General features: G+C 45.2%; 20 protein-coding genes. 17 read left to right on the top strand and 3 right to left on the bottom strand.

Going from position 1 to position 25,981, the window contains the following annotated elements; all coding sequences use genetic code 11:
* Positions 1-77 precede the first annotated feature (77 nt).
* The 16 genes from Q1Q15_RS06000 to Q1Q15_RS05925 all read left to right on the top strand — a co-directional run bounded on the left by Q1Q15_RS06000 (position 78) and on the right by Q1Q15_RS05925 (position 19,465).
* Complete coding sequence (locus Q1Q15_RS06000; RefSeq protein ID WP_300457657.1) at positions 78-806, top strand: FadR/GntR family transcriptional regulator; 729 nt, start codon at positions 78-80, stop codon at positions 804-806.
* Positions 807-961: 155 nt separating this feature from the next.
* Positions 962-1,927, top strand: a complete 966-nt coding sequence (dctP, locus tag Q1Q15_RS05995) for a TRAP transporter substrate-binding protein DctP (protein WP_300457655.1) — start codon at positions 962-964, stop codon at positions 1,925-1,927.
* Positions 1,928-1,955: 28 nt separating this feature from the next.
* The gene (locus Q1Q15_RS05990; protein WP_300457653.1) at positions 1,956-2,501 is read left to right on the top strand and encodes a TRAP transporter small permease; all 546 of its coding nucleotides are present in this window, start codon (positions 1,956-1,958) and stop codon (positions 2,499-2,501) included.
* Positions 2,502-2,516: 15 nt separating this feature from the next.
* On the top strand, positions 2,517-3,827 hold the full coding sequence (locus Q1Q15_RS05985; RefSeq protein WP_300457651.1) for a TRAP transporter large permease subunit: 1,311 nt from the start codon (positions 2,517-2,519) through the stop codon (positions 3,825-3,827).
* A 40-nt stretch (positions 3,828-3,867) separates the two neighbouring features.
* Complete coding sequence (locus Q1Q15_RS05980) at positions 3,868-5,991, top strand: hydantoinase/oxoprolinase family protein (RefSeq protein WP_300457649.1); 2,124 nt, start codon at positions 3,868-3,870, stop codon at positions 5,989-5,991.
* Entirely contained in the window at positions 5,981-7,723 is a 1,743-nt protein-coding gene (locus tag Q1Q15_RS05975) for a hydantoinase B/oxoprolinase family protein (protein ID WP_300457647.1), read from the top strand. The genes Q1Q15_RS05980 and Q1Q15_RS05975 overlap by 11 nt, the downstream gene beginning before the upstream one ends.
* Positions 7,723-8,124, top strand: coding sequence for a VOC family protein (locus tag Q1Q15_RS05970; protein WP_300457645.1), 402 nt, complete (start codon positions 7,723-7,725; stop codon positions 8,122-8,124). Before Q1Q15_RS05975 ends, Q1Q15_RS05970 begins: the two co-directional genes overlap by 1 nt.
* 23 nt (positions 8,125-8,147) lie before the next feature.
* Entirely contained in the window at positions 8,148-9,521 is a 1,374-nt protein-coding gene (locus tag Q1Q15_RS05965; RefSeq protein ID WP_300457643.1) for an AMP-binding protein, read from the top strand.
* Positions 9,522-9,550: 29 nt separating this feature from the next.
* Entirely contained in the window at positions 9,551-11,470 is a 1,920-nt protein-coding gene (locus Q1Q15_RS05960; protein WP_300457641.1) for a TRAP transporter large permease subunit, read from the top strand.
* 66 nt (positions 11,471-11,536) lie between these two features.
* Entirely contained in the window at positions 11,537-12,556 is a 1,020-nt protein-coding gene (locus tag Q1Q15_RS05955) for a TRAP transporter substrate-binding protein (RefSeq protein ID WP_300457639.1), read from the top strand.
* A gap of 219 nt (positions 12,557-12,775) precedes the next feature.
* Complete coding sequence (locus Q1Q15_RS05950) at positions 12,776-13,291, top strand: hypothetical protein (RefSeq protein WP_300457637.1); 516 nt, start codon at positions 12,776-12,778, stop codon at positions 13,289-13,291.
* 49 nt (positions 13,292-13,340) lie between these two features.
* On the top strand, positions 13,341-14,573 hold the full coding sequence (locus Q1Q15_RS05945) for a toxic anion resistance protein (RefSeq protein ID WP_300457635.1): 1,233 nt from the start codon (positions 13,341-13,343) through the stop codon (positions 14,571-14,573).
* Positions 14,574-14,602: 29 nt separating this feature from the next.
* Positions 14,603-15,235, top strand: a complete 633-nt coding sequence (locus Q1Q15_RS05940; protein ID WP_300457633.1) for a DUF4178 domain-containing protein — start codon at positions 14,603-14,605, stop codon at positions 15,233-15,235.
* Positions 15,236-15,237: 2 nt separating this feature from the next.
* Complete coding sequence (locus tag Q1Q15_RS05935) at positions 15,238-16,866, top strand: hypothetical protein (protein ID WP_300457631.1); 1,629 nt, start codon at positions 15,238-15,240, stop codon at positions 16,864-16,866.
* 21 nt (positions 16,867-16,887) lie between these two features.
* Entirely contained in the window at positions 16,888-17,778 is an 891-nt protein-coding gene (locus Q1Q15_RS05930; protein ID WP_300457629.1) for a DUF350 domain-containing protein, read from the top strand.
* Positions 17,744-19,465, top strand: a complete 1,722-nt coding sequence (locus Q1Q15_RS05925; RefSeq protein WP_300457627.1) for a polyamine aminopropyltransferase — start codon at positions 17,744-17,746, stop codon at positions 19,463-19,465. Before Q1Q15_RS05930 ends, Q1Q15_RS05925 begins: the two co-directional genes overlap by 35 nt.
* 113 nt (positions 19,466-19,578) lie before the next feature.
* On the opposite strand, the gene Q1Q15_RS05920 is transcribed toward Q1Q15_RS05925, so the two are convergent.
* On the bottom strand, positions 19,579-21,408 hold the full coding sequence (locus tag Q1Q15_RS05920) for an ATP-binding protein (RefSeq protein WP_300457625.1): 1,830 nt from the start codon (positions 21,406-21,408) through the stop codon (positions 19,579-19,581).
* Positions 21,409-21,744: 336 nt separating this feature from the next.
* Between Q1Q15_RS05920 and Q1Q15_RS05915 the strand changes: the two genes are divergently transcribed.
* Positions 21,745-22,770, top strand: a complete 1,026-nt coding sequence (locus Q1Q15_RS05915; protein WP_300457623.1) for a potassium channel family protein — start codon at positions 21,745-21,747, stop codon at positions 22,768-22,770.
* A gap of 63 nt (positions 22,771-22,833) precedes the next feature.
* On the opposite strand, the gene Q1Q15_RS05910 is transcribed toward Q1Q15_RS05915, so the two are convergent.
* Both Q1Q15_RS05910 and Q1Q15_RS05905 read right to left on the bottom strand, forming a co-directional pair.
* Positions 22,834-24,096 (bottom strand): MFS transporter, encoded by a 1,263-nt coding sequence (locus Q1Q15_RS05910; protein WP_300457621.1) that lies wholly within the window; start codon positions 24,094-24,096, stop codon positions 22,834-22,836.
* Between the two features lie 18 nt (positions 24,097-24,114).
* On the bottom strand, positions 24,115-25,977 hold the full coding sequence (locus Q1Q15_RS05905; protein ID WP_300457785.1) for an ATP-dependent helicase: 1,863 nt from the start codon (positions 25,975-25,977) through the stop codon (positions 24,115-24,117).
* Positions 25,978-25,981: the final 4 nt, after the last annotated feature.

The following is a 25,981-nucleotide window of genomic DNA, read 5'->3' as shown; positions in this document are numbered from 1 at the left end:
AAGTTGACACGAAAAATCTCATGGTCTATGGTTAGTCCACCAGGTTTTATTCCATAACTTTTAAAAAGGAAATACACTTGAACCATGGTTTTACATCAATTGTTGATGGCAAACAGGCCCATGAAAAAATTGTGACCCAAATCAAAGAAGCCATTTTCGAAAACAAAATCCCCCCTGGACAACGGCTTCAAAGCGAAAGAGAACTGGCGAAAATTTTTAATACCAGCCGTGTAACGCTCCGTTCAGCAATTCTGACCCTGAAAAACAGTGGATTTCTCTTCGTCAAAAAGGGCACTGGTGGCGGCACTTTTGTCACCGAGGATATCAGCGGCACTAAAATCTCTGAATTACTGCATGATATCATCCGTTGGAAAAACATCAGCATCGAACATGTCATTGACGTCCGGGGGATTATCGAACCGAGCATTGCCCATTTTGCAGCAAAGAACAGAACCAATGAAGATATCCAAAAAATATGGGCATCCATAGCCGATCTGGACCTGTCATTTCATCAGAAAAAAACATTTCAACGCCAGGATGAACACTTTCATAAAGCCCTGGCCGATGCGGCCCATAACCCGCTTTTAAGCGTGTTCCAGGCGGCGCTTATTGACCTGCTGTTTGAGTTCATCTCCTCTATCAAGTGGCATGAAGACGAAAAAAAAAGCATGTCTTCATATCATAAAAAAATTGCAAAAAAAATTGAGGCCCAGGATGCCAGCGGTGCCCGTAAAGTAATGGTGGAACATCTTGTGGACATGCGTCAAATGCTGGAACGCTATGCCCTGGAAGATGTCCTGAAATAAACCCATACAGATATAAGGAAAGGTCAGAAGAATAGACGTTTGATCGATAGAGTGTCCATGATGGCAATGCGCATGATATAAATTACTGCCGTATGGTTCAACAGGTAATTTTTATCATTGTTTTATAATTTTTTTTAATTAAAAGGAGATGTAAAATGAAAAAATCATTAATCTGTTTGACCGCTCTGCTCATTGTCGCAATGTTTTTAACACCTGTATATGCCAAAACAACCCTTAAAATGGTCACTTTTCTGCCCAAAGGCGATGCCAATATGACGGCCTGGATGGCATTTGTATCATCTGTCAACGAAAAGGCAAAAGGGGAATTGGAAATCAAATATATTGGCGGGCCTGAAACCATGCCCGGGTTTAAGCAGTTCGAGGCACTTAGAAACGGGGTTGTGGATATGATTTTCGGTTGTGAATCCTATTACGGCAGACAGATTACAGGGGCTGCATATACCCACCTTACCCGCCTTGATCCGATCAAAGAGCGGGAGAACGGATATCATGACTTTAGAAACACCCTTTTCAAACAACATAATGTCCATTACCTGGGGCGGGCCGAATTTGGTGTATGGTTTCAAATTTTCACCAACAAATCGGCCAAAACGCTGGCGGATTTGAAGGGACAAAAAATTCGCGTCTCTGCGACCTACGAACCCTTTGTAAAACAGCTGGGTGCAGTGCCAGTGACCATGCCGGGTTCAGATATTTACACCGCCCTTGAAAGAGGAACCATCGACGGGTATGCCTGGGCGATTCTCGGCAATGTCCAGATGGGGTGGGTAGATGTTTGCAAATATATTCTCAAACCCAGAATTTATCAGATGAATATTGAAGCGCTGGTCAATCTAAAAACATGGGAAAAGCTCCCGGCACACCTCCAGCAGCTGCTAACGGACGCTATGATCGAAAATGAAAAGCAGTACAGCAGCATCATGGCCGACATTTCTGAAAAAGAATATGCACAATTGCAGGCGAAAGGAATGACGGTTATTGCGTTTTCACCCCAGGAGACCAAAAGCTATGTTGACCTGGCCTATAAAGCCGGATGGGACGAAGTGATCAAGCAAAATCCGGAGTTGGGACCAACGCTTCAAAAGATGCTCACGCCATAACACAAAAGCGGACAAAAAGGACGAAAGGATGATGATTCTTCAACGAGCAGGCCGCATTTTTGATGTCATTTTAATCGGGTTTACATGGTTTAGCGGTATGTTAATGATTTTTTCTCTTATTTCTGTCTGTATTGATGTGGTGATGCGGTATTTTTTTAATAGCCCCAGTGGATGGATTCTTCAAATCAGTGAATATATCCTGCTTTATATTCCTTTTTTAACGGCGGCTTTTGTTCTTAAAGAAGAGGGGCACATAAAGGTCGACATCATTTTAAACATTGTAACCGAGAGAACCGAGGCCATTCTGAATACCGTTACCTCCATCCTTGGTGCCGGTGTTCTTTTAATCCTGACCTATTATGGGACGATCGTTACGTATGACTTTTATGTCAGGAACGTTCCCACCTTAAAATACCTGAAGATACCTGAATTTTTGGTCATCATGGTCATCCCTGTGGGGTGTTTTTTGTTTGCGCTTCAGTTCATTCGAAGAGCAAACATATTTTATCAAAAATATAAGGCGGAAAAGACAAACAACCATCCGCATCACAAGAGAATGACACCACCTCATTAAAGAGAAGGAACCCGAATGGATTGGTATTTAACCTTAGCACTTTTACTCGGTCTCATGGCCCTATTGATGATCATCGGCACACCTGTGGCAGTCGCCTTTCTCATTGTGGATGTTATAGGCGCCGTTCTTTTTCTTGGCGGAGAAATGGGGATTGTTCAACTTATTTTAAACATAAGGGAGAGCCTTACAACTTTCAGCCTTCTGCCTGTGCCGCTTTTTGTGCTCATGGGAGAAGTGATGTTCCACTCTAAATTAGGATTCAAGGCCATTGATGCCACGGATCAGTGGATTGGAAAAATTCCGGGACGTCTGTCTCTTCTGGCCATCATTGGCGGTGCACTTTTTTCCACCATGAGTGGCTCAACACTTGCTACCACCTCAATTCTCGGATCATTGCTGGTTCCGGATATGGAAAAAAGAGGGTACCACAAAAGCATGTCATTGGGGCCGATTATGGGAAGCGGCGGCCTTTCCATGCTCATACCGCCCAGTGCACTTGCCATTCTCCTGGCTGCTTTAAACCAGATATCCGTGGGAGGGCTTTTAATTGCGGGCATTTTGCCGGGATTACTCATGGCATTTTTTTATGGGAGTTATGTGGTGATCCGTTGCCGCCTTCAACCCCACCTTGCCCCGCCGTACCAACAAAATCCGGTCCCAATACCGGCCAGGATCAAAGCCAGTATTATCCACGTTTTTCCCATAGGGTTCATCATCTTTCTGGTCATCGGCTTGATTTTTCTGGGGGTGGCAACACCATCGGAAGCAGCCGCCCTGGGATCAATGGGAACGATTCTGCTGGCCATGGTTTACGGCCAAATGAATATAACCGTCATGAAAGCCTGCATCATGGGAACACTAAAAATAACCTCCATGATGTTCATGATTATTACCGGATCAATGATTTTCAGTCAAATTCTGGCATTTTCCGGGGCCAGCGCAGGGATTATCGAGATGGTCATCGGGTTTGACCTTCCCCCCTTCATGGTCCTTATTTCCATGCAAATCGTTCTTTTGTTTCTGGGGTGCTTTATGGACAACCTGTCCATGGTGATGATCGCCATTCCCATCTTTTTGCCGGTTGTGGAGGCATTACACTTTAATACACTTTGGTTTGCACTGATAATGCTGATCAACATGGAAATGGCGAATACCACCCCTCCCTTTGGGTTGCTGCTGTTCGTTATGAAGGCGGTGGCCCCAAAAAACACAACCATGATGGATGTATACAAAGCGGGAATTCCTTTCCTGATGTGTGATGCCACTGTCATGATCCTGGTGATGGTGTTCCCTCAGATTGCACTGTATTTACCGGGATTGATGTAAAACCAATAAAAAATAGAAGTCGCAGGATACTGGAGGTTTAATGATATTTAAAATAGGCATTGATGTGGGGGGGACATTTACAGATTTTCTTCTCATGGACAATAAAGGCAATTCTGATATTTTCAAAGTGTTGTCTTCTCCTGAAGATCCATCCATCGCAGTGATGAAGGGACTGAATCAGATGGCCCGGAAAAAAGGCATCAGCCTTACATCCTTTCTGGGAAAAATTGAAATCATTGTTCATGGAACTACGGTAACAACAAATGCCGTACTGACAGGAAATGTCTCGCGGACGGGACTGATGACCACAAAGGGATTCAGAGACGCACTCCAGATGAGAAGGGGCATACGGGAAGAACTTTACAATAACAAATATCTTCCCCCCGTCCCGATTGTACCCAGGCACCTGCGATTCCCGGTGCTTGAACGAATGGATTATGCTGGAAATCTGGTTACACAAATTGATGAAACAGATGTGATAAAAGGAATAGACCTGTTTAAAGATCAGGACATCGAAGCCGTTGCCGTCTGTTTTATGCATTCATATGCCAACAGCACCCATGAAGACAAAGCCAAAGAAATGATCCGCAAACACATGCCGGACGCATATCTATCCGTTTCTTCATCTGTTCTCCCCCAGATCCGGTTTTATGACAGGGTGAGTACGACGGTTCTTAACGCTGCGGTGGGACCCATCTTAAAGGGATATCTGTCACGCCTCGCCGCCCGTCTTTTGGAAAACCGATTTTCTGGAATTTTTTTAATCATGCAATCCAATGGCGGTGTGACAACGCCTGAAGCGGTCACTGAACTTGCGGCAAGCACGCTTCTCTCAGGACCGGCTGCAGCACCCATGGCAGGCATCGCCTATGCAGAGCTGCATGGACAAAAAAGTTTTATTACAGTGGATATGGGAGGAACCAGTTTTGATGCCGCACTGATCAAAGACGCGCAACCCATTGTTACAATGGATGGAAAGGTTAACCGCATGGCGCTTGCCCTGCCCATGATGGAAATCAACACCATCGGGGCGGGCGGCGGCAGCATTGCCTGGATTGATGAGGGCGGGCTCCTTCGCATGGGCCCCCAAAGTGCCGGTGCCTATCCTGGACCGGTATGTTACGGACTTGGGGGGAAAGCGCCCAGTTGCAGCGATGCCAATCTGATTTTGGGATACCTGAGTGCTGATTTTTTTGCCGGCGGAACGATGAAGCTGGATAAACCGGCTGCAGAAGCTGCGATTCAACAAACAGTGGCAACCCCAATGAAAATGGATCTGGTTGAGGCGGCATACGGCATGTATCATATCATGAATGTGAATATGGCATCTGCCATCCGGGAAATTTCAGTTCAAAGGGGATTTGATCCCAGGGATTTTCTTTTGGTGTGCGGGGGAGGTGCCGGTCCCATACATGCGGCCATGATCGCACTTGAACTTGAAATTTCAAAAATTCTAATCCCCAAAGAGTCTTCAATTTTTTGTGCAGCAGGAATGCTTCTTTCCGATTTAAAGCATGATTTTGTCAGAAGCTTTCATACATCTTTCTCGGCTGAACATATTGAAAAACACCACTGGCTTTCCCTGGTAAAAAACCTTGAAGCCGAAGGAAAAAAAATTCTGTCAAATGAGAACATTCCGGAAAAAAAACGCAGGTTTCAATTCTGTCTTGATCTTCGGTATATCGGACAATACCACGAAGTCAGCGTGCCCATTGAAATAGAGGATATTAAAGCATTGAAATTTAAAAAAATGGCAGACCGCTTTCACGCCGAACATAACCGGCTTTACGGGTATGACTTAAAGGATGAAGAAACAGCAGTGGAACTGGTTAATATTCGGATGACAGCCATCGGGACCACCGATAAGCCAGCCTTTCGAAAAGAAAGCTTTGCTGGGAGGGATGCGTCCCCGGCGTTAAAGGGGAAAAGAAATGTCTTCATCCCATCAAAAATGAATTTCGCGTCCATTGATATATATGACGGAAATAAGATGGGGTTTGGAAATCATGTATCCGGGCCTGTGATTATCGAACAAAAAAATACCACCATCTTTGTTCCGTCCATGTTTGAAATTGAATGCGATGAATACGGCAGTTTTATGATGACGATAATGCACGAGAAAACACCGTCACCGGATGAAAAGAGAGGACGTAATGGAAAATAAAATTGATCGGATTTTAGCTGCTGTTTTCCAGCGGCGGTTCAAATCCATTACCGAGGAAATGGGGCTTACCCTGCTGAGGACCACACGGTCACCTATTTTGAATGAGGCAAGAGACTTTGTCACAGGACTGTATGATCATCAGGGCAGAATGTTGGAGCAGACCGAGTATATACCGGTGCTCGCTTTTGCGATTCAACCGGCATGTGAATATATTGTCCGCTATTTTGGAGACAACATTTTTGAGGGGGACGTTATTATCCATAATGATGTTTTTTCAGGCGGAAACCAGAACGCAGATGTTGCCGTATTCAAGCCGATCTTTCATGACGGCAAACTCGTTGCCTGGGCCGCCTGCAAGGGGCATCAGGCAGACATCGGCGGAGCGGTTGCCGGCGGATATAACCCGGAAGCAAGAGAAGTCTGGCAGGAAGCCCTTCGAATTACGCCGGTCAAGATATATGAGGCGGGAAAATTTCGAAAAGACGTCTGGGACATGATCTTTGCCAATATCCGCTACAAAATAGTGGAAGAAGACATAAAAGCCGAAATGGGCGGCTGCGTTGTAGGGGAAAGAGGGGTAAAAGCCCTGCTGAAAAGATATGGCCTCTTAAAATTTCAAACACATGTCAACTATTTGTTTGACGTCACGGAAAAAATGGTCAGAAAAGAGATTGACCAGATCCCGGATGGTACCTATCCAGGGGAGAGTTATGTGTATTATGACGGAATTCATGACGGCTCAAAGATGAAAATCAATTTAAACGTTATCGTCAAAGGAGAAACAATTATCTTTGACTACTCAGGCTCAGATCCCCAGACCCAGGGATTTGTCAATGCCCCCCTTGCTGCAACCTCCTCTGCCGTTCTATTGACCTTCCTCATGCTGATCAATCCGGATATCCCCCACAATGACGGCATTATAAGGCCGATAACGATCATCAGTCCAAAGGGAAGTTTTCTGAATGCAGAATACCCCGCCGCAACAACCTTTGGCAATAGTATTACCGGCCCCAATGCAGATGCCATCATGAAAGCCTTTTCCAATATTCTCCCCGAACGGGTGACCGCCGGATGGAATCGATTTCTCGGATTCAACCTCACCGGCAAAGACCCACGACATGATCGATCCTATGTGGATATCCTCTTTCTTGCGTTAAAGGGCGGATCAGGGGGAACCCATATGGCCGACGGCTACGATCATATCGGCTTGATCAATTGTGCCGGTGGTATCCTGGCCCAGGACTACGAGATGTTTGAAATACAGGACCCTCATTTTCTTATCAAACATGAATATTTACAGGATTCAGCCGGTGCCGGACAGTGGCGGGGAGGTCTGGGCATTGAGACCGAATTTGAAATTTACGGTGAAAATGTTACCGGCATCGCCTTTGGAGATGGTGTGGAAGAAGAGGCAATGGCTTTCGGCCTGTTTGGCGGCAAAGAGGGCGCGATCAACAAGATAGAGCTCCGCTACCCGGACGGCACCATAAGAACCGCCAAATCCAAAGAAATCATCCGTAATATTCCCAAAAACACGATTTTTCATGATATAGCCGGTGGGGGCGGCGGATATGGTGATCCCTTTTTAAGACCTATTGATACCGTCCTTGAAGATGTAAAAAATGAAATGGTGTCAACCCGAAGCGCCAGAATGGATTATGGTGTTGTGATTGATGAGATCACAATGGCAGTAGATCTTGAGGCCACAAAATATTTAAGAGAGAAAAAATAATGACACTTCCACATGTGGACCATATCGGCATCATTGTAGAAGACCTGGAAAAAAGTGTGACCCTATTTGAATCCCTTTTTGGGCTTTCGTCTTCCGAAATCAAGGAGATGGATAACGTGGGGTTGAAAATCGCGACATTAAAGGCTGAAAATATAGACATCGAATTGATTCAATATATGGAAGGAAAAAATAATTTTGGGAAAGACGTCATGGGCGAGCGCCCTGGCGTTAACCATTTTTCCATAAAAACAGCCAATGTTGATGCCGCTGTTTTGGCATTTGAAAAAAAAGGCCTGAGCGTTATGGAAGGTTTTCCCCGGACCGGAAGTCATGGCAGTGTTGCCTTTTTCAAAAAAGAAACCACCCAGAACATTTTAATGGAAATTTGCAGTGATGTGTAACCTTATGGATACAGGAGGAAAGCATGGCCTTTTACAAAGAGAGAACGCTTTGGAACGAAAAGATAGAAACCCTGCCAAGGGAAGACATGCGGGCATTGCAGCTGGAAAGACTAAAAAAACAGGTGGCGTATAACTATCAACGTTCCCCGTTCTATCGTGATAAAATGGATGCTGTCGGTGCAGAACCCGGCGATATCCAAAGTTTTAAAGCATTTTCAAACATACCGCTCATGACAAAAGAGGAACAAAGAAAAGCCCAGGAAGACTCCATTGAAAAATACGGTAACCCCTATGCCCTTATGGCATGCGCACCCCGGGAAAAAATTGTAAGGATCAATTCAACCTCAGGAACAACGGGTACGCCAACCCTTTATACACTGACTCAGCATGATATCGATGTGGTGAACGAGATGCATGCCAGAAAATACTGGCGGGCCGGGATCAGGCCGGGTGATGTGATGATCCAGGCCCTTTCTTTGTCCATGTTTACCGGTGGACTTCCGCTGTCCCAGGGGATCATGCATATGGGTGCCTGTGTTGTCCCCATCGGCATAGAGGGGGGGACCAAAAGAGTGCTTGATTTTATCCGGCTGACATCGCCATCCGCCATCATTGCCACCCCTTCATTTGGTCAGTATATGATTGAAAAATGTCCACAACTCATTGGAAAGGATGCAAAAGAACTGGGGCTGAAATGGTTCTTTTGTGCGGGTGAACCCGGTGGAGGGAATCCGGAAGTCAGGAAAATGCTTGCCCAGGGGTTTGGTGCCAAAGTTTTTGACCATACAGGAGGAGGGCATGCATTTCATGGGATCTCTTGTGACGAACCACCTGATCAATTCAGTGGCATGCATTTCATATCAGAAGATCATTGTCTGCTTGAACTCTTGGATCCCAGCACAAAACAGCCAATAGACATTGAACATGGTGCCACAGGCGAAATGGTCTTCACGTTTTTAGACTGGGAAGGGGGACCCTTTATGCGGTATTCGCTGGGAGACCTGCTTGAGATCTCAGTTGATCCCTGCCACTGCGGCATGCCGGGGATGAGATTCAAAATCATTGGACGGGCAGATGATATGTTAATTATTAAAGGGGTGAATGTTTATCCTGAAGCGATCAAGACCGCCATATTAAAATTCAGACCAAAGGTAACCGGATTTTTTCACATTCTCTTGAGCAAGCCGGGTCCACTGGTGGAGCCGCCATTGAAGATCACCCTGGAATACGACGACTCGATTTCAGGATCTGATCTGCCATTGCTTGAAGAACGAATGCTTTCCCTCTTCAAAGAAGAGGTCAGAATTGCACCGCAACTTACCTGGGTACCGGCCCAGACCCTTCCCAGAGAACTGAAGAAAACAAATTTCATCAAGGTCAAAGAAACCCATGCATAGAAATACGCTCATATTATCAGGTAGGTATAATGAAAAAAATATTTGAAATAATGGAATGCATTCTGGATAAAATTTTGTCGGCCATGGGGTTCATTTCTGTTGCTCTGATGGTATTGCTTTCATTGTTTATTTCAACACAGGTGTTCTGTCGGTACTTTCTCAGCATGCATATTCCCGGGCTCTTTGACCTGGCCATATATTCGCTTATCCTCTTTACGTTTCTTTCTGCACCCTATGCATTAAGAGAAGGGCAACATATCTGTGTCGATCTTTTTTTTAATCATTTATCCGATAGCGCCAAGGCGGGGTTAAAAATAAGCACCTATGCCATCGCCCTTTTTTACGTTATCGTCCTGGGCTGGGTCAGCTGGAAATGGGCATGGAACTCTTTCTCATCAGGTGCAATGACAATTTCAGAAGTCCCCATACCCAAGGGACTTCTTATCTCAAGTATCAGTCTGGGGTCGCTCCTGCTTTTCCTGCAACTCCTTCGGATGATGGTATCGGTATCAATTCAATCCGCTCCTTTGTTTAAAGTTAAAAATTTTTGTACCGGTCCATCCAAGAACCCGTCTCTTTTCATTGCCATTTTTATGGCGGTATTAATCCTGGGATTCCTGTTCACCGTATATGGGAATGCCATTGGGGGAATCTGCTTTATCGCACTGCTGGTCCTGTTGTGTGGGATGCCGGTTTTCCTGGCACTAGGATTCGTCGGCAGTGTCGGTATGATTTTACTGATAGGGGAATCAACATTAAAGCAGCTGCCTTTTCTTGCCTATAAATCAGTGGAAAGCTTTCCATTGACCTGCCTGCCCCTTTTTATTATTGCCGGAATTATCATGGAAAGGGGAAAAATTGTTGATGATGTGTTTTTATTCTTTAGATATTTTGCCGGAAATTTCATTTCAGCGCCACTGATATCAACGATTCTGGTGGGGGGATTTTTTTGTGCGATCAGCGGATCCAGCGTCGCGACAACCTCACTTATTGCCGCTGTTTCATTGCCGATTCTGATCAGCAACGGATATAAACGATCAATTTCAAGTGGTGTCGTTGCCGGTTCTACCATTGGTACAGTGATCCCCCCTTCCATCGGGTATGTCCTGTATGGTGTCATTACCGAAGAATCCATCGGTCAACTGTTTATTGCGGGTATGATACCTGCCGTCATGATATTTGGATTTTATTGTCTGTATATTCTTATCCGGTCTAAAATTAATGCGGCGTCATTGTTTGAGAAAGGTCAGGTACCGGAACAAATAGACTGGAAAGACATGCCCGAGGTAAACAAATTGGCCATACTGATGAGGGCGTCCTGCGGATTGCTTGCGCCGGTATTTGTTCTTGGCGGCATCTATATGGGAATCTTTACCCCCACCGAGGCTGCCGCCATCATGGTTATTTATGCCATTGTTATCACTATATTAATCATGAAATCAGTAACATGGCCGCAATTATTTGAAATCATTTTGACCGGTACAAAGATCAGCTCCATGATCCTTATCATCATTGTCGGCGCCCGAATATTTGGGGCGCTGACATCTCAGATGGGCATTGCTGCTGATTTGGTCGATTTTGTCAAGACATCCCAGATTTCACCGGTCAAAACGCTTCTGGTTATATCGGGTATGCTGGTGATTCTGGGCATGTTTCTGGATGCCGCCTCTATTATGGTCATTACGCTTCCTGTGGTTTATCCGGTGATCATGGCCGCAGGATTCAATTCCGTATGGTTTGGTGTCTTTTTTATCATCGTTCTGGAAATAGGGCTTTTGACACCCCCGGTTGGTCTAAATTTGTTTATCATCAAAGGCCTGTCAAATTTTGACATGGGAACGATCATCAGGGGAACCGTTCCGTTTATTTTAATCATGGTGCTCTCTTTGTATATACTGACACTCTTCCCCGAATTGGCGACATGGCTTCCGTCCCTGATGGTGCAGTAAAAGAAACCCTGGTGTCACAATGGTTTAACGCACGACTTTCATATAAACCCGAAAAAGGAGATTAAAATGATGACCAAATCAGCAACCTGTAAAATTTTTCTTTGTGTGGCCTTGACAATCACCGCAGGCCTATTGTTCTGCGCAAGTGTTCATGCCCAAAAAGCCGTCAAATTAAGGTATTTCACCGGCATGACATCCTCCCATTATTTCAGTGCTGATCTGCTGCCTTTCTTTGCCACAGAAATTGAAAAACGAACCCAAGGCAGTATTCAGGTAACTGTCTATCCCGGTGGTCAGCTTTTCGGATATCGAAATGGAATTGATGCGACGACCATGGGAGCCGTTGAGATGGGTCTCACGGCCCTGGGCCATTGGGGGGGACGCAACCCTGTTTTCAGTTTTTCTGATTATTTCCTTTTGATTGATGATATGGATCACTGGTTCCGTGCAAGAGATGCGGTCAACGCAATTCTGGAACCCTTGTTTCGAGAAAAAAATGTTAAGCTTCTATATTACAGTGCCTATGGCGGCAATGGTATCTGCGGAAAAATAAAAATCGAATCCCTGGACGATCTTAGGGGATTAAAGATCAGGGCTCCGGTTCCAGGGGCCTTGGCCAGTCTGTCAGCCTGGGGGGCAACCCCAATAAAGATTGCATCTGCTGAAGTGTATGATGCCATGGGAAAAGGAGCAATTGATGCATTCTCTTCCTCATGGAGTTCCATGTATTCAAGAAAATATTATGAAGTTGCAAACCATGCTGTAGGGCCCATATGGTGGACAGTATGGGTGAATTTTATTAATCTGGATACATGGAACAGTTTATCTCCTGAAAACCAAACCGCCATGATGGCAGTATCTGAAGAAACCGAGAAGCGGTCTTTGGGGGTGATGAAAGCCTTTGACCAAAAAAGCCTGAAAAAATTGGCGGAGGTGGGAACCGTCAAAATACTAACCCCTGAAGAAAAAAAGGCTTGGGGCAAATCTTTAAGAGTCGCTTATGCTGAATGGGTTCAAAAATGTGCTGATAAAGGATACGGAAAGCAGGCGAAAGATATCCTGGAAATACTGGACAGAACCCGATAAGTTTTAATTGCAATATTGAACCGCTTAATTTGAACGGCCAACGGATCTTTTTCACAAGGTCTGTTGGCCGCCCTGTTCCTTTCTTGATTTTTCAGGATAGCCCATAATCTTGTGTGTTACACAATTTAACGATTTTCTAACCTTGTAAAACAAAAGTTTTGCATTACTTTTTCAGAAGATATTGTTGATATAACCGTCTTAACCCAAGGAGCAAGACAAATGACCATGATCATTGCAACCCTCTTCATTATTGCAATCATCGGCTTTGCCATTTATAAAAAAAACACCAAAGTCCGGAAAACCCCTTTAAAAGAGAGCGCTTCACCTGCCCCCCAGCCTGAAAAATCCCCTGACCAAACGTATACAGATATCCTGAAGTCTTTATTAAGCTTAAATATTCTGCTGAGAAAGGACAAGGATCTATCAAATGAAATGACAGAAAAAATAGAAGCCATTATTGATGATCTAATGGTCATCACTCCGGCAATGATCGAACGATATCCCGGCGATACCCTGACCTATGAAATTAAAAAAATAGGAAAAAACCACCTTTTAAAGACGGTAAAGGAATACCTTGACCTGTCATTGGAAAGCCGAGAAAAACAGCAGGATATATTTAAAAAAACCATTGAAAGCCTGCATGACGTGTCCAACCGGTCCAGAGATATTGTCGAAAAAAACGAAACCGCAGAATTTAAAACCATGGCAAATTTCCTGGCGGGCAAATTTTCTTAATTAATTACTGTTTTAACCCTTTTATAGACGATCCCCTAAGGAGGATAACATGAATGATATGGCTCAAGATCTTCAAAGCGTCGCCCAGCAGGCCAAAGCCCCGGACCTTGCCCAAGTGACCCAGGTGTCGGGTCAGGGCGCCTTAACCCCGGTCCAGTCCCCTTCCCATCTTGAACCGGTGCAACCCAAACATCTGGCTGTTGAAGACATACAGGCCATTGAAGCCAAGGCCAATGAATTTCTTGAACGAATAAAAGCAGATCCATCGGACTGGCAACTGGGTAATTTTGTCTTCGGTCTGGGGCAGGAAATCATGGACGAGACCCAGGCCCAGGTGACCCTTTATGATCGTAAAATGGGGAATGTGCTCAAAAACGTTGCCGCAGATGATTCGTCTCCTGTGGGGAAAAATATCCTGGCCATTAAAATGGAACTGGACAAAGTAAACCCCACCATGGTGGCCCGGGCTGAGATGCCCTTTCAAAAGAAAATGCTGGGGCTGTTCACAAAAACCGTGAACCGTCTGCCCAAGGGTGACGAAGTCCTTAAAATTATTGCCGAGCGGAGGGAAACGGTGAATTCCACCATTGACGGCATCCGGGATCATTTAAGGCATGAGGCAGACCAGGTCGCCTTTGATGCCTCAGAACTGTCCACCATTTGTGACAACTTAAAAGAAATCCAGCCACGGCTCCAGGAACGAATCTACCTGGGCCAGGTCATCTGGCAAAAATTGATGGACTATCTGGGAAGCATCCAGGACCCAAGGAACAAAGAGGCCCTGACCACATTGACCAGTGACCTTGCCATGGCTGTGGTGGACCTGCAGACCATTGACAATTCAAATCTCCAGACACGGTTCGGCGGGGAAATGATGGTGAGAAACTCCCATCTGGTCAGACGCTTGGTTCAGCGGACAGACATGATCCTTTCAACGGCTGTTAAAAATGCCCTGGCTGTCCGGGTGGCGGCCGAACAGCAGATGGAGACCCTGCAACACCTGGATATGGTTCAAAAATCGGCTGCTGAAACCATGAAAGACACGGCAAAAGTCATTGGAAACGCAGCCATCAAAGGCGCAAAAATGAGCCAGAGTATGACGCTGGATATTGATGCCCTGGAAGAAGCGTGTCAAACCTATGAACAGGCCTTTGAAACCTATGCCCTGATTTCACAGGAAACCATTAATATCGCATCCCAGAGCTCCAATGCACTGGGAAAAATGAACGACCGGTTCCGGGCAAGAACCGATGCACTCACAGCAAGACGTCAGGACAATTAGCCGGAACGATTTAACATTGGAGGCATTCCATGCTTGATATGGCAACACAAAAATCTTTCCAGGAAAGATTCAGTGCAATACGAACCCTTAAAAAAGACCATCTGGTTACCCAGCAAAAAAATATAGTGTTGAGTATTGAAGATGCCGGCATTCATTCATTTTTTGAATATCTTGGCAACACTTATTTTGTAAAAACCCTGAATAAATATGAAGAGACCTCGGATGATTTTAAAAACAAAAAAGGGTATTTTATTTATGAGTTGACCTGCCTTTGCCTTGAAACCGGTCAATCGACTAATTTTGAATGGGAATTCGATGATGTCCTTGAAGTCTCCATGACCCTTGATCGCCTTTCCTTCCGGGATTTAAAAGATGATGAAGGCGCTGTCATTGATGAAGATGACCTTGACCAGATTGCCGATGACAAGGATGTAATCGTGATCAATGGCGAAAAATTCTGGTATGAGGATGACTGGGCATCGGTTTATTACCGGGGGGAAAGCCAGGAAAAGGTCTACATGTATGAATTTGAAAATGAAGCCCACACTCGATTTCTCACCATTGAGGAATGGTCGGGATCAGGCAGGGACGAATACCAGATCTATACCTCAAGCCCTGTTGATCCGAACATGATCCGTCTCATCAGCAAAGGAGACCATTAAGGATGATTAGAAAACATCTCCTTATCAGCGTTATTGCCGGATTAACCTTTACCGTTATGGTGATGATGTTGGCAGGATGTGGCGAAGGCCTTCCCAAGACGCTTAAAAATGAAGCCAAGGCCATACCTGACACCATAAAGACCGTCAAATCCCAGGTAAATAAAAATAAAGGCAAATATCAAACCCTGACGGACTCGCCTGAATTCAAAGCAATTAACCCCTTTGCCCTAAAGGAAAACTGGCCTCAAAAGTTTCAACTTGCCCATGATGCGCTAAAGAGGGCAAAAGACCTTTATGACAAGGACCTCTCGCCCCTGATCAGCCAAAACAAGCCCGAACTTGTCCCCCAGGTTAAACAGCAGATAACAAGAATAAAAAAAATCCTCCAGGATGCTGAAGCATTCTCCCTATACCCGATTTCACGTTTTTCAAAGATCAGAAAGACCATTGAAAATGCAGCTGATTTACACGCCCGGGCAAAACAAGAGGCCGATCATATCCGCCGGATGGCAACCCAGTTTAAAACCGGCTCCATGGAAAAAGCCATGGCTGACTTTCCTGATTTAACCGAAAAAATCAAGGCCCGGGTGGCCCCCCTGACAAAACTGGAACGCCAGTCCCGGGAAAATCTAAGTGTTGTGGAAGCCGAATACAGCCGGCATACCGCAGGATCAAGTGCCGACTATGCCGCCTTTACAGACAGTGCCCAGGCCCTTACTTCGGGCCTTGAACAAGCCGGGATTCTTGAAAAAACATTAACCGGGGATATGGCCCAGCTTTATTCCAGTTACACAAAAATCCTTAAAGATATGAAGGAAGAATATTTTGTGACCATCAAAAGGGAATCCTGGAATGAAAATTCTGATTATTACGACCCCCGGTTTGCCACCTTCAGCCGTGAGGTCAGCCCTGAAGCATATGAGGCATTAACGGCAGAGAACCTGGATACCATTGCCACAATCAGTGCGGGATTTACAGGCTCAAAATTTTCAAGCACTGTGGGAGGTCTGTGGAAAGAACTGGCCATTAAACCCACGGACCAATGGCCGGGAAGAGGTCACAACGCCGCTTCTTTCTGGGTGGAAGATTCACGGGAAGCCTATTTCCACAAATATATCCTGGAAGAAAATGGTGACACCCGAGAAACGGATTGGGAACAGGTGGATGCCGACTTTTATGATGCCAATCTTGAATACCTTGGCATGGCCATCCTGGCCAAACCCTATGGTGTGTTTGAACAGGACCGTCTGATCCAGGCAACACCGCCGGGCATGGCCTATGTGGGCAATTCAAAATACGGGGAGTGGCAAAAAGATAATACGGGGAATCAGTTCTGGTCCTGGTATGGAAAATATGCTTTGTTTTCTATGCTCTTTAATTCCCGGCCATCTTATTTTGGTTACAATTCCTGGAATGGCTGGAACAATAACTACAGGAACCGTCAACCCTATTTTGGGCAAACCCAAAACGGGGCCCGGAAATATGGTACGTCCGGCACCTATGTAAAACAATCCCCAAAATTTCAAAGCACCAATTTTGCAAAAAGCGGCGGCCTCAAATCCCAAACCGCTTCTGTCAGAGGTGCCGGAGCCAACCTTCGTGGCGGTGGTCCGAAAAGCAAAGGCAAATAAACCGATTCTAAGGAGAAAAGAATGAAGATAGCTGTAACACTCGCAGGGCTTAGCCAAGGCGTTATCTATGTCATCGTGGGCATCTTTTTTATCTGGCTGGTTAAGCGGGTAGATGACTGGCGGACCAAAGAATTTGATGATGATGTTCATATTGATGACGGAAACCTGGCGGTGGGGTTAAGACGGGCCGGACTTTACCTCGGGATTGCCATTGCACTGTCAGGTGCCATGGGGGGGGCTTCAAAAGGCTTTCTGCTTGACCTGATCCAATTATTGATTGACGGGCTCATCATAACGGGATTCATGTTCTCATCCCGATTTATCAATGATTTTATCATGCTGGGCAATATCAACAATGATGAAGAGTGTGTGAAAGTCATTATAAAACCCGATGGCACTCAGGTTATCGGAAATTCAGCTGTGGGAATGGTTGAAGCAGGGATGTTCGTGGCCACGGGATTCATTCTCCATGGATCCATCTCCGGAACCGGCGGAACATTTGTCCAGGGCATTGCCAGCGCCATTCTCTTTTTTATACTGGGACAACTGGCCCTGTTGATTTTCGGGTTTCTTTACGAGCTGATCACCCCCTTTAATGTGAGAAATGAAATCAAAAGCAATAACCTTTCGGCCGGTATCGGTCTTGGCGGTATCCTCATTGCCCTGGGCATTATTCTCATGGCCAGTATTTCAGGGCCTTTCACAGGATGGGGCAACGATGTGTTAAGTTTCGGCATTTATGCCGTATACGGCATTGTGATGCTGCTGATTTTCAAAACAGTGGTGGACAAACTGCTGTTGCCCACCACCAATATGGCCACGGAAGTCAAAGAAGATCGAAATGTAGCCGCTTTAATTGTCGTGGTGAGCGCCATTAATGCAGTGGCCATTATCATCGCCTTTTCCATGTAAACAGATGACCCGGGAGAAACCCCAGCTCAATTTTGCCTCTGTGCTGCTGTGCACCTGCATGTTTGCCAGCGGTGCCTGCGGCATTATCCTTGAGTATATCCAGGCAAGCCTTGCCTCCATGATTCTGGGCAATTCCTTTGAACAATGGGCCATGGTCATCGGGCTCATGCTGTTCTGGATGGGGTTTGGCAGCCTGATCCAGGCACAGGTTTCCAAAAAAAACCTCATCTACACCTTTATCGGTGTTGAAACCGGCTTAGCCCTTGCCGGAGGATTTTCCCCCACCCTGACCTACATCTCCTATGGGTATACCGCCCATTACAGCCTGGTCCTCTATTTTTTCGTCAGTTTCATCGGCATCATGATCGGGCTTGAAATTCCCGTTATTATCCGGATTAACAATGATTTCAGCAAAGAATTGTCCACCAACCTGGGGAATATTCTGAGCGCTGATTACATTGGCAGTTTGATCGGGTCCCTCATCTATGTCTTTATCCTTTTAAGATTCACTCCCATTACAGAGGCCGCTTTTTTGACCGCAGGGGTCAACTTTTTTCTGGCCTTTATCACCTTTATCTATTTTAAAAAAAAAGGCCTGTTAAAAAAAGGGGTTCTGTTATCCGCCATTATGCTGGTCACGTTCTGCGCCATCTGTTACGGATACCTCAATAACCGGCAATGGAACATCAAAATTGAGCAACCCCTGTATGATGACCCTATTATTTTAAGTAAAACAACCCAGTACCAGCATATTGCCATCACCCATTACAAGCCCTTTGATGAAGTCCGGCTCTTTTTAAACGGGAACCTGCAATTCTGCAGTACGGATGAACAACGGTATCATGAACCCATGGTACATTCTGTCATGAATCTTGTCCCGATCAAATCACGGGTCCTCATTCTCGGGGGGGGCGACGGATGTGCATTAAGGGAGGTGTTGAAATATAACGCGGTCAAAGAAGTGCTTTTGGTGGACCTTGATCCGGAAATGACCCGTCTTGCCAAAACGCATCCTGTTTTAAAACGGATCAACCAGAATGCATTCAAAGATGCCCGCCTCGTCACCCGGGTGAGCAGCGGCATCACCCCGGGAATCCCTAAGCGCCTCTATATTGAAACAAATAAAAAAAAGCCTCCTGCAAAACAGACCCCGGCCCATAAACTGGCTGATGTGCAGGTAATGAATGTTGACGCTGATAAATTTTTAAGTGATATTTCCGGGTTCTGGGATGTCATCATCATTGATATGCCGGATCCGTCCACACCGGAACTGACCAAACTTTATGCCACATCATTTTATAAAAAAATAAAACAGCATTTGTCCCAACACGGATTGATGGTGGTCCAGGCAACCTCTCCCTATCTGGCAAAGGAAAGCTTTCTGTGTATCGGAAGAACCATCGAAAGCGCCCGGCTTTCCATCCTTCCGTTTCATGAGAATGTACCCAGTTTCGGAGACTGGGGATGGTATCTGGCCTGGCATCCCAACATTAAAAAAGAAAAAATACTGGAAAGAATAGACCAATTGGTGATTGACGTCCCCACACGATTTATCACCCCCCAGGTGTTCAAAAGTGAACTGGTATTTGGTAAAAATGCCCTTAAGACAACCAATCAGCAGATTAACACCATTCTCCATCCTGCCCTGTTAAGTCTCTATACCCACGAATCCTGGCTGCTTGAATAGCCCTTCCCAAACCCGGTCCTGGCTTTGTTTTGTCAAAACAGATCGAATCCCCTCAATATGCCGTATCTAAATCAAGACATTCCTGATTAACAGACAGGTTAAAACAGAAAATTTCAATGTTTATTTTCATCCAGAATTTCACGGATCTTTTGAGAAAGTTCCGTCATGACAATCGGCTTTAATAGGAATCCCTTGATCCCCAGTGAAGCGGCCTTTTCTTCAGACATGGTTTCACTGAACCCTGTGCAAAGCAGTACGGGAATATCCGGGCGTATCTTAGTCAGTTCAGCGGATAATTTGTCCCCCGGCAAATTTGGCATTGCGATATCCGTGATAACCAGGTCAAATTTATCGGGGCTCTCAGAAAAAGCCTCCAGGGCTTCAATACTGCTTTTACGTGAAATAACGTTATATCCCAAACGCTCCAGCATTCGCTTTTCCATTGTAAGGATATCGTCTTCATCGTCGACGAGAAGAATCTGTTCTGTGCCGCCCTGAATTTGCGGATTTGAATGGGGTAACGATTTTTCAGAAAGACGCTTTTCCACCGGCAGATACACATGAAACGCCGTTCCTTTTCCAGGTTCGCTATTGACTTGAATCGCACCATCCATCTTTGCAACAATGCCGTGAACAACGGACAATCCCATTCCAGTGCCTTTGTGTCCCTTGGTGGTGAAAAACGGATCAAATATTTTTTCCGTCACCGCTTTATCCATACCAGTGCCGGTATCCGATATTGTTAAAAGGGCATAAGCCCCTGGTTCCATATCCGGGCTCAAAAGATCCTGCTCACTTAACTCGATTTCTTTGAGGCTGGCCTTTAATACCCCCCCCGTCTTTTCCATGGCATGATACGCATTGGTGGTCAGATTCATTACAATCTGATGAATTTGTGTGGGATCTGCTTTAATGACACCACAGTCAGAACGGATATCCTGTTTAATGTCAATGGTTGTGGGGATCGAAGACCTGATCAGTTTTAATACCTCCTTGATAACGGGCTGGATCTTCATCAGCATCCATTCATTGTTTTCTTGCCGTGAAAACGTAAGGATCTGTTTTACCAGGTCTTTGGCTCTTAAGGCCCCGGCATGAATTTGATTCAGGTTATCTCGAAATGGATCGCCTTCAGGGATATCTTCCAGCAGCATTTCAGTATGGCCTAACACAGGAAAAAGAATATTATTAAAATCATGGGCGATACCCCCGGCAAGGGTGCCGATAGATTCTAACCGTTGAGAACGGGAAAGATATTTTTCCACCTCTTTTTTTTGTTGCTCAATGTCTTTTCTCCTTTTTATTTCATTAATCAGGTCCATATTTTGCGATGTGATTTTCTCCTGGCTATGTCTTAATTCAGACAATGTTTTGAGCAGCCTCATTTGCAGAATTCCAGAAGTCCACACCATGCAGACAGTTAACACTGAAAAAACAGCACCCGCAATAAGCCAGGAAAAAACAGACGCAGAATTCCAAACAATATCCGGGTCAAATGGAAGCAAATGATGCACCATGGACAGGCCAATGCCAATGATGGCAAACAAAGACATAGCAATTGCCAACAGCCCGAATTTCAACCCGATTAATGCAGTAGACATAACGCAAAAACTGGTAAGAAACAAAATCCCCCCCCCGCTCAACCCACGTGTAGCAAGGACAAAGCTTCCTAACAAAAAGATAATGAGCAGGATTAATATTGACCGGACCTTATATTTTATCTTTTCAATTAAAATCACGCCAAACAACAGCCAGACAATATAGGCAATAACATATACGACTGCCTCAGTTAAGACCTTGTTTTCAACCGATCCCTTAACCGCTATAAAAAGTGCCGGCAGAATAAGGACACTAACCGTGTAAGTGATGGCCCTCAACATTTTGGCTTGGGTTTCAGCAACGCTTTTCAGGGTTGCCTTTAAGTAATGGTCTTTCTCATTCATTTCAGCCGCTCAAAAGTTCTTTCATATAAATCAAAGATGATAGATCAGAGACAAAAAAATCATATGGTCGTCCAAGCAAAATACGTTCACTCTTCCGCACTTTTTTTCAAACCCTAAAATTATTTTGAATGCGTTTAACTGTCTGGTCAATTTCAATAAAATAACAGTACAATGGATTATGTTAAAGGACAAATAAAATTTCATCCTTTTTTATACGGCATTGTCATGGGTTGGGACAAATCCATATTGCAAATGAACATCAAATGATATAATTATGCTAAGCATATAATGCAGCCATATTGGGGGCATGCTATTACCGGAATGGAGAGATCTATTTTGCTGTATTTTTTGAAAAATTTCTTACGGATGGGGCTGAAACGCAGAGGCATCTCCATTGTTTTCGCCTATTTGACGCTTTTATTGATCTCCAGTGTGCTGATTCAGGTTGTTGAACCGCCGGATTCCGCGTTAAACCGTTTTGACCAGGCGCTCTGGTGGAGTATTGTGACCAGCACCACCGTTGGTTATGGGGATCTGTTTCCCGTCTCCAACCCGGGCAAGATTGTGGCGGTTTTTCTGCCCATGTTCATGGGTATCGGTCTGGGGGCTGCTTTTATTACCCATTTCGCTTCATCGCTGATTGAAAGGAGAGATAAACGAATGCACGGAGAAAGAGACTACAAGGGAAAGGGGCATATATTGATAGTGGGTTTCACCGATGAAACAGGACAATTGATCGAGGAAATCCATAAAGATGAAAGCGGTTCTGGACAGGATCTTATCCTGTTGGCCGATATCACACGACACCCTTTTCCAGACCTGCCTTCTGTTTTTTTTATCAAGGGAAGCCCCGACACCCTCAACGCCCTCAATAAAGCCAATATAAAGGAAGCCGCAAGGATCATCATTCACACAGGCAGGGATGAAGAAAGTCTGTTTGCATTGATTAATGCCCTTAAGCTGAAAAATGAGGCGTGCGAGATTACCGTTCGTTGTATTTCAACCCATTCTCTGGACACCTTTTCCAGTGTTCCGGGTGACTTTCAAATCATCATGCAGATGACGGTTGAGATGATGGTGCAGGCCATGCAGGACAAGGTCCATATCCCCTTACAAATTCTACTGAGAAATAATGCTGCTGAAGAAATCTATTATGCCGTTGTCCCTAAAACCATCCAGGGTCTCACCTGGTGGGCCCTGCATGAGTATCTCAAAGAAACATACAATCACCTGACCTTTGCCATGCAAACCACGGACAACACAGTGACCGTCAATCCGTCAAAAGAAATGATGGTTTCAAAAGGAGACGGTATCTGGCTGATGGCTCAAAAACGGCCACTCCATATCGCATGGCCCGCCTAAAACCGTCACGGCCTGGTCAGGGGAATGCCCCCTGGCAGCGATGGAACAGGGTAGACGGTTTTTTTACTGTTTTTTGTTAACAAACGTATGGTTATCGACCCCGATCCAGAAAAAAAGAGTTCCAAAGGCCATGATGAGCATACCGCAGGGAAAAGCCCATCGCAAGCTGAAGAAATCCATGGCCAGCCCGGCAGCCATTGAACCGGTAAGCATTCCTAAACTGTGGGCGACGGTCATGATGGAGATAACCGATCCCATGGCCTTTTTTTCATCTCCCTTTATAACACCATAGGCCATAATGGAAGGCATGGAAATACCGCCGCCGATACCAAATACGACAACCGCGACCACCAGATCGGAAAACGTCGACGCCCGGAACAGCAACATCATCCCTGTGGTTGACATCATGCCCCCCAAAATTACCATCATCCGCTTGTTTACCCGGTCTGCCACAACCCCCATGGGAAGATTAAGCGCCCCGGATACAAAAACGCCCAGCATGACCAGCACACCGATTAAAGAACCGGAAAGGCCGAATACCGTATCGGCATACAGCGGAAGAAAACACCAGATGACCCCGATACAGGACGTATAGGCATACCGGAATACAGAAATGGAAATAATCCCTTTATCTGTTAACAGATGCATCCATGGGGTCACTTGGTGTTTTGAATTTTTTACGGTTTCGTCACCGGCGGCCGGCAGGAAAACAACGCACAGGAACAATCCAATGCAGGACAGCAGTCCCATGCAGATAAAGGCCGCATCAAGGGACCACAGATCTTTTATCCCACCCCCCATCAAAGGCCCCAGACTCAAGCTTAAAAACATGGACAGGTTAAACAATCCCATGGAATACCCTTCCGATCCTGCCGGGGTGATCTCCCCCACATAGGCCTGAACCACCGGCATGATCATGGCCGATCCTGCCCCCTGGATAAATCGCAGTAAAATCAATGTTTCTACATTTTTTGAAAAGATAAAGGCAATGGATATAAGTGTATAAACCAATAAGCCGGTCACAATAAACGGTTTTCGGCCCTTTTGATCAGACAGCCGCCCGAAAAGCGGCATCAGAAAGGTCCGGGACAGGGAAAACGATCCGAATATCAATCCCACATATACCCCTGTCGCCCCCAGGTCATTGGCATACACGGGAAGAAGCGGCACCACGATGCCCACGCCGGTGACCGTTGAAAAAATGGCAAAAAACAAGGTAATAAAAATACTTTTTTGATCAGTGGGGATGATGTGTCGCCCATTCTTGAACAGTTTTACCGCAAGTTGTGTCAGTGGCGCTTTAACAGAGAAAAAAAAATCTGCCATTCCCTTCCTTTTTCAGCATCAGGATAAACACGCTTGAATTTGATCAATAAATCGGCTTTGGGTTGCGAATTCACCTTTCCGATAACTGGTATGGGTCAGGTATAAAAACCTTTCAGCCCGGGTCATTGCCACATACATCAACCGTCTTTCCTCGAAAATGGCCTTATCCCCCCCATCAATGGATCGCCAATGGGGAAAGAGGCGCTCTTCGCACCCCACAATAAAGACCGTATCATATTCCAGGCCTTTGGCGGAATGGATGGTCAGAAGGGAAACTCCGGATGAATCAGATTCATCCTCTTCTTTCTTATCCTCCCTGATGAGTGCCGCCTCCTCAAGATATTCCAAAAGATCATTTTTAGATCTTGCCGTATAAATCAATTGTTCAAGGTTTTCTTTTTTTGAAACAAACTCTGCCTTTGTTTTTGTTTTTTTCTCCAGATAGTCAAAATATTCGGTTTTTTCCAGAACAACTTCCATTGCCCGGGCAGGTGCCAAATCCACTATTTCATCCAGAACCTCAAGAACCCGGGAAAGGTTTTCATGAATTTTCTTAGTTAACACCCGATCTTTGACCATGATTCTGGCGGCATCCTGGAGACTTGTCTCCGGGGTTCGCATGGCGGCTATTCGCTTGATCATAGAGGGTCCGATGCCCCTTTTGGGCGTGTTCACAATCCGCTCAAATGACACATCATCATTGGGGAAAAATGCAGCACTCAAATAGGAATTAATATCCAGGACTTCCATTCTTTCAAAAAAGCCCTGGGAGCCTTTCATACTATAGGGTATCCGGTATTTCCTGAAAATTTTTTCAAAGGGAAGAGAACAAAATTTTGTTCTGTAAACCACTGCCATTTGATCAAACCCAATGCCCTGACCCTGGCGATTTAATCCCTTGATTCTCCTGGCAACCCATTCGGCTTCATGGGCGTCTGACAAAAAATCATAAATTTCAACCACGCCACCCTTTTTTTTAGAAAAGCATTTTTTTTCCATTTTATCCGGATTATGGTCGATTAAATCATTTGCCACCTGGACGATTTCATCTGCAGACCGATAATTTTCTTCAAGCCTGAAGATTTTTGAATCCCTGTATTTTTTCGGAAAATCGATAAAATGGTTAACATTGGACCCCCGGAATCCATAGACCGACTGCCAGTCATCCCCCACACAGAAAAGGTTCCGATGATCTCCCAGCAGCAGGTTGGTTAAATCTTCTTGAAGATTATTGGTGTCCTGGTATTCATCCACTAGAATATAGGAAAAATAATTTCGATAATACTCCCGGATGTCTTTGTAATCCCTTAACAGATCCCTTGCCTTCAAAAGGATATTATCAAAATCCACTGAATTCATTTCTTTTAATCGGTCTTCATATTGGGCATACAGGTCTTCAATGTTGAGACTGAAAAAGGTCGGTTTCAAATCAAAATATTTTCCCGGGTTCCCAAAATTTTTTGCCCGGGAAATAGCGGATAAAATCTTGTTTGCATGCTTTTTTTCAATATTATTTTTCACACAGAGTTCTTTGACCAGTTTTCCCTGGCTGTAGACTGAAAACACCTGTATGGGGGGGGTGTACCCCAGTTTTTCGCAATGCTGTTTCAATATCATCAGGCAGGCTGAATGATACGTTCTGACCCACTGGAAACTATGATACGGAAGACGCGTCATCTCAATGAGCCGGGACTTCATCTCGTCGGCAGCTTTGTTTGTAAAGGTAATGGTCAGTATCCGTTTGGGATCATAACCCAGATTGACAAGGTGTGAAAACTTGGCAGTCAGGGTGCGTGTCTTACCGGAACCGGCCCCCGCGACAACAAGTGCCGGGGAGCCGGTATGATTGACTGCAGACTGCTGCTGTACCGATAACTCCATAAAA

The organism is Desulfobacula sp., assembly GCF_030145145.1.
Taxonomy (GTDB): domain Bacteria; phylum Desulfobacterota; class Desulfobacteria; order Desulfobacterales; family Desulfobacteraceae; genus Desulfobacula.
This window is presented reverse-complemented; position numbering and strand designations above follow the sequence as displayed.